Annotated in this window: 4 protein-coding genes; 3 read left to right on the plus strand and 1 reads right to left on the minus strand. The window is 67.4% G+C overall.

What is annotated here, in order from left to right:
* Nucleotides 1-111: 111 nt before the first annotated feature.
* The gene (locus AOK01_RS39085; protein ID WP_055520269.1) at nt 112-1,332 is read right to left on the minus strand and encodes an NAD(P)-dependent malic enzyme; all 1,221 of its coding nucleotides are present in this window, start codon (nt 1,330-1,332) and stop codon (nt 112-114) included.
* Nucleotides 1,333-1,980: 648 nt separating this feature from the next.
* On the opposite strand from AOK01_RS39085, the gene AOK01_RS39090 reads away from it, so the two are divergent.
* Genes AOK01_RS39090 through AOK01_RS39100 form a run of 3 tightly spaced genes read left to right on the plus strand, consistent with a single transcriptional unit; the run spans nt 1,981 to nt 4,721 of the window.
* Nucleotides 1,981-2,943: an ABC transporter substrate-binding protein gene (locus AOK01_RS39090; RefSeq protein ID WP_055520271.1), complete on the plus strand. Its 963-nt coding sequence runs from the start codon at nt 1,981-1,983 to the stop codon at nt 2,941-2,943.
* A gap of 33 nt (nt 2,944-2,976) precedes the next feature.
* Nucleotides 2,977-3,921: an amino acid ABC transporter permease gene (locus AOK01_RS39095; RefSeq protein WP_055520272.1), complete on the plus strand. Its 945-nt coding sequence runs from the start codon at nt 2,977-2,979 to the stop codon at nt 3,919-3,921.
* On the plus strand, nt 3,918-4,721 hold the full coding sequence (locus tag AOK01_RS39100) for an amino acid ABC transporter ATP-binding protein (RefSeq protein WP_342671094.1): 804 nt from the start codon (nt 3,918-3,920) through the stop codon (nt 4,719-4,721). Before AOK01_RS39095 ends, AOK01_RS39100 begins: the two co-directional genes overlap by 4 nt.
* Nucleotides 4,722-4,831: the final 110 nt, after the last annotated feature.

Genomic DNA, 4,831 nt, shown 5'->3' on the forward strand with positions numbered 1-4,831 from the left:
CCCCCACCCTTATCCCCGTCAGGCACAAAAAATCCGGGCCCCGCCCCCCAGGGCGAGACCCGAATCGCAAAGCCGAACCAAACCGAACCGCACCAAACCAAACCAAACAAGCTACCGCCGAGCCACACCCTCGGCCCGAGCCGCGGCAACCGCCGCGGTGACCGCCGGAGCGACCCGCTCGTCGAACGGCGACGGAATCACATAGTCCGCAGCAAGATCGTCCCCGACGACCGCAGCCAACGCCTCAGCCGCAGCGATCTTCATCCCCTCGGTGATCCGCGACGCCCGCACCTGAAGCGCCCCCGCGAAGATCCCGGGGAACGCCAGCACGTTGTTGATCTGGTTCGGATAGTCCGACCGCCCCGTGGCGACGACCGCCGCGTACCGGTGGGCGACATCGGGATGCACCTCGGGATTCGGGTTCGCCATGGCGAAGACGAACGCACCCTCGGCCATGGAGGCCACGGCCGGCTCCGGCACCGTACCGCCGGACACTCCGATGAAGACGTCGGCCCCGGCGAGCGCGGCCTCCAGCGAGCCGGAAAGACCCGCCTTGTTGGTCATGATCGCGAGCTCCCGCTTGACCGGGGTCAGATCGTCCCGGTCGACCGACACGATCCCCTTGCGGTCCGCCACGGCGACATCACCGAGCCCCGCCTCCAGCAGGAACTTCGCGATGGCCACCCCGGCCGCGCCCGCGCCCGAGATCACGGCCCGCAGCTGCCCGAGCGACCGCCCGGTCAGCCGCGCGGCGTTCCGCAGGGCGGCCAGCGTGACGACGGCCGTCCCGTGCTGGTCGTCGTGGAAGACGGGGATGTCCAGCCGCTCCTGCAGCCGACGCTCGATCTCGAAGCACCGGGGCGCCGAGATGTCCTCCAGGTTCACCCCGCCGAAGGACGGCGCGAGCCGCACGACGGTCTCGACGATCTCGTCGACGCCCGTGCAGTCCAGCGCGATCGGCACGGCGTCGACCCCGCCGAACTGCTTGAACAGGATCGCCTTGCCCTCCATCACGGGGAGCGAGGCCTCGGGGCCGATGTCGCCGAGCCCGAGAACGGCGGTTCCGTCCGTCACGACGGCGACCACGGACGACTTCCACGTGTAGTCGTGGACGAGTTCCGGCTGCTCCGCGATGGCCAGGCAGACCTTCGCGACGCCGGGCGTGTACGCCAGGGACAGGTCGTCCCTGTCACGGACGGGCACGGTGGCCTGCACGGCCATCTTGCCGCCACGGTGCAGCGCGAACGCCGGGTCGAAGGAATCGAGGGGCTCGGCCCCGCCGTCCTGATCCGTACTGCTGTCGCTGCGAGGATTGACGATCTCCGCTGCCACTTTGTTTTACCCCTTAAGTCTTAACGGTTGAGGGTCGCCGCTCCTGGTGAGGAGCGGGCGGGCACCGCGCATGTCCCTGATGACTGTTGAGTGCGGAACATGCGCGACGGGCGCGCCGCACACGCGCCCTGAGCCCCGGATGAGGGGTGTAAGGAACCTTCTTACCGGACGGACCGCACCGCGGACGAGTCCGTGGAGCGTCCATGGCGCGAAGGTCACATATGGGCCGCCGAAGGCCGCGTTCCGGTGGCCCCGGACTCGTATACCGGAGCGTGAAGGTCACATACCGGTGACATGACTCATGTCCGAATGTACGAGACAAGGCCATTTCACGAACAAGTCACCCACAAGTGCCAGAACATCCGAAGTACCCGGATGTGGTCGCTCGTTCGGCGGAATCCACCGGAGATCTTCCGGTCCTCGCGGAGGTTTTCCGCACAAGATCCGGTCCGGCCGGACTACTCCGGTCCGGTTCGGGGGTCACCCGTTATCCGATTTTGACATGGCGGGCACCCTGAAGGACCGAGTCCGAATGGCAAGATGCCCTAATCACACGAGGTCGCGACACCCGAAGGTGTGTGTTCTCGTCGACCCATCGGCTACTGCCGACCCATCGGCAACTCCACCCACCCGCCGGAGGAACCCACCATGACCGCAAGCTCCACCCGTCGTACGACCGCCGCGCAGTCCCGGATAGCCGCGGTCGGTGCGATCGCGGTCGCAGGCGCCCTGCTGCTCACCGGCTGCGGTGACCAGACCGAGGACAAGGACAGCGGCGGCTCCGACTCCGCGAGCACCAGCTCGGCCCCGCTGGCCGATCAGCTGCCCAAGGCCGTCCGCGACAAGGGCGTCATCAAGGTCGGCTCGGACATCGCGTACGCGCCGGTCGAGTTCAAGGACGACTCCGGCAAGACGGTCGGCATCGACCCGGACCTCGCGGACGCGATGGGCAAGCAGCTCGGCGTGAAGTTCGAGTTCGAGAACGGCACCTTCGACACCCTGCTCACCGGCCTGCGCTCCAAGCGGTACGACATCGCGATGTCGGCGATGACGGACACCAAGGACCGCCAGGAGGGCATCGACGCCGACACCGGGAAGAAGGTCGGCGAGGGCGTCGACTTCATCGACTACTTCACCGCGGGTGTCTCGATCTACACCAAGCAGGGCGACGACCAGGGCATCAAGACCTGGGAGGACCTGTGCGGCAAGAAGGTCGTGGTGCAGCGCAACACCGTCTCCAACGACCTGGCCAAGGCCCAGGCCAAGGAGTGTCCGTCGGGCAAGAAGCTCTCCATCGAGGCGTTCGACAACGACCAGCAGGCCCAGACCCGGCTGCGCGCCGGCGGCGCCGACGCCGGTTCCTCGGACTTCCCGGTCGCGGCGTACGCGGCGAAGACCTCCGGTGGCGGCAAGGACTTCGAGGTCGTCGGGGAGCAGGTCGAGGCCGCCCCGTACGGCATCGCGGTCGCCAAGTCGAACACCGAGCTGAGCAAGGCCCTGCAGGCCGCGCTCGACGCGATCATCAAGAGCGGCGAGTACGACAAGATCATCGCGAAGTGGGGCGTCGAGGCCGGCGCCGTGAAGGAAGCCACCCTCAACGGCGGCAAGTGACCGCGGAGCCGGCGGCGCTGAAAGGCAACATCCGTGACTGTTGACATCGACAAAACGGCCGGGCCGGAGAGCACGCCCCCGGGCGGACCGGAGGCCATCAAGGCCATCCCGGTCCGCCACTACGGGCGGTACGTCTCGGCCGTCATCGCGATCGCGATCTTCGTGGCGATCGTCTACGCGTTCGCCCAGGGCAAGATCAACTGGGGTGCCGTACCCGACTACTTCTTCGACGACCGGATCCTCAAGGGCGTCGGCCAGACGATGCTCCTGACCGTCCTGTCGATGCTGATCGGCATCGCGGGCGGCATCCTCCTCGCGGTGATGCGCCTGTCGAAGAACCCGGTGACCTCGTCGATCGCGTGGTTCTACATCTGGTTCTTCCGGGGCACCCCGGTCCTGGTCCAGCTCGTCGTCTGGTTCAACCTGGGCCTGGTCTTCGAGTACATCAACCTCGGTCCTGTCTACAAGGACGAGTGGTCGAGCTTCATGACGCCGCTGCTGACGGCGCTCCTGGGGCTCGGTCTGAACGAGGCCGCGTACATGGCGGAGATCTGCCGCGCGGGTCTGCTCTCGGTCGACGAGGGCCAGACCGAGGCCTCGCACGCCCTGGGCATGAGCCACGGCAAGACCCTGTGGCGGATCGTGATCCCCCAGGCGATGCGCGTGATCGTGCCCCCCACGGGCAACGAGGTCATCAACATGCTGAAGACGACCTCGCTGGTGTCGGTGGTCCAGTTCGCCGAACTGTTCCGGTACGCCCAGGACATCGGCCAGTCATCGGGCGCACCGGTGGAGATGTACTTCCTCGCCGCCGCCTGGTATCTGGTTCTGACCTCGGTGCTCAGCGTCGGGCAGTACTACGTCGAGCGGTACTACGCCCGCGGTTCCAGCCGCGCTCTCCCGGCCACTCCGTTCCAGAAGATCAGGGCGAACGTGCTGTCACTGTCCAACCGCTCGGGCCGAGGAGCGAACGCATGACCTCCAACGTGACCAAGGCGGACGCCGTGCCGGGCTCCGGTACGCCGATGGTGAAGGCCGAGGGCGTCCACAAGTCCTTCGGCCCGGTCGAGGTCCTCAAGGGCATCGACCTCGAAGTGCGGCCCAGCGAGGTCTTCTGCCTCATCGGCCCGTCCGGCTCCGGAAAGTCGACCTTCCTGCGGTGCATCAACCACCTGGAGAAGGTCAACGCCGGGCGGCTGTACGTGGACGGGGAGCTGGTCGGCTACCGCCAGAAGGGCGACAAGCTGTACGAGCTCAGGGACAGCGAGGTCGCGCTGAAGCGGCGGGACATCGGCATGGTGTTCCAGCGCTTCAACCTGTTCCCGCACATGACGGCGCTCGACAACGTCATGGAGGCACCGGTCCAGGTCAAGGGTGTCAGCAGGGCCGAGGCGCGCGAGCGCGCGGCGCAGCTCCTGCAGCGGGTCGGCCTCGCCGACAAGGCGGGCAGCTATCCGTCGCAGCTCTCCGGCGGCCAGCAGCAGCGGGTCGCCATCGCCAGGGCGCTCGCGATGGAACCGAAGCTGATGCTGTTCGACGAGCCGACCTCGGCTCTCGACCCGGAGCTCGTCGGCGATGTCCTCGACGTCATGCGCGACCTCGCCGAGTCCGGTATGACGATGGTCGTCGTCACCCATGAGATGGGTTTCGCCCGGGAGGTCGGCGACTCGCTGGTCTTCATGGACGAGGGCGTGGTGGTCGAGTCCGGACATCCGCGCGACGTCCTGACGAACCCGCAGCACGAGCGGACGCAGTCGTTCTTGTCGAAGGTGCTTTAGCCGTCCGGCGGTTCGGCCGGGTGGCGAAGGGGCGGTACGGGTGGTCCGTACCGCCCCTTCGCGTCTGGCCGGCGCCGGGTGGTTCGTCGTGTGCGGGTGGGTGGGGGCTG

This window comes from Streptomyces aurantiacus (assembly GCF_001418335.1).
Taxonomy (GTDB): Bacteria; Actinomycetota; Actinomycetes; order Streptomycetales; family Streptomycetaceae; genus Streptomyces; species Streptomyces aurantiacus.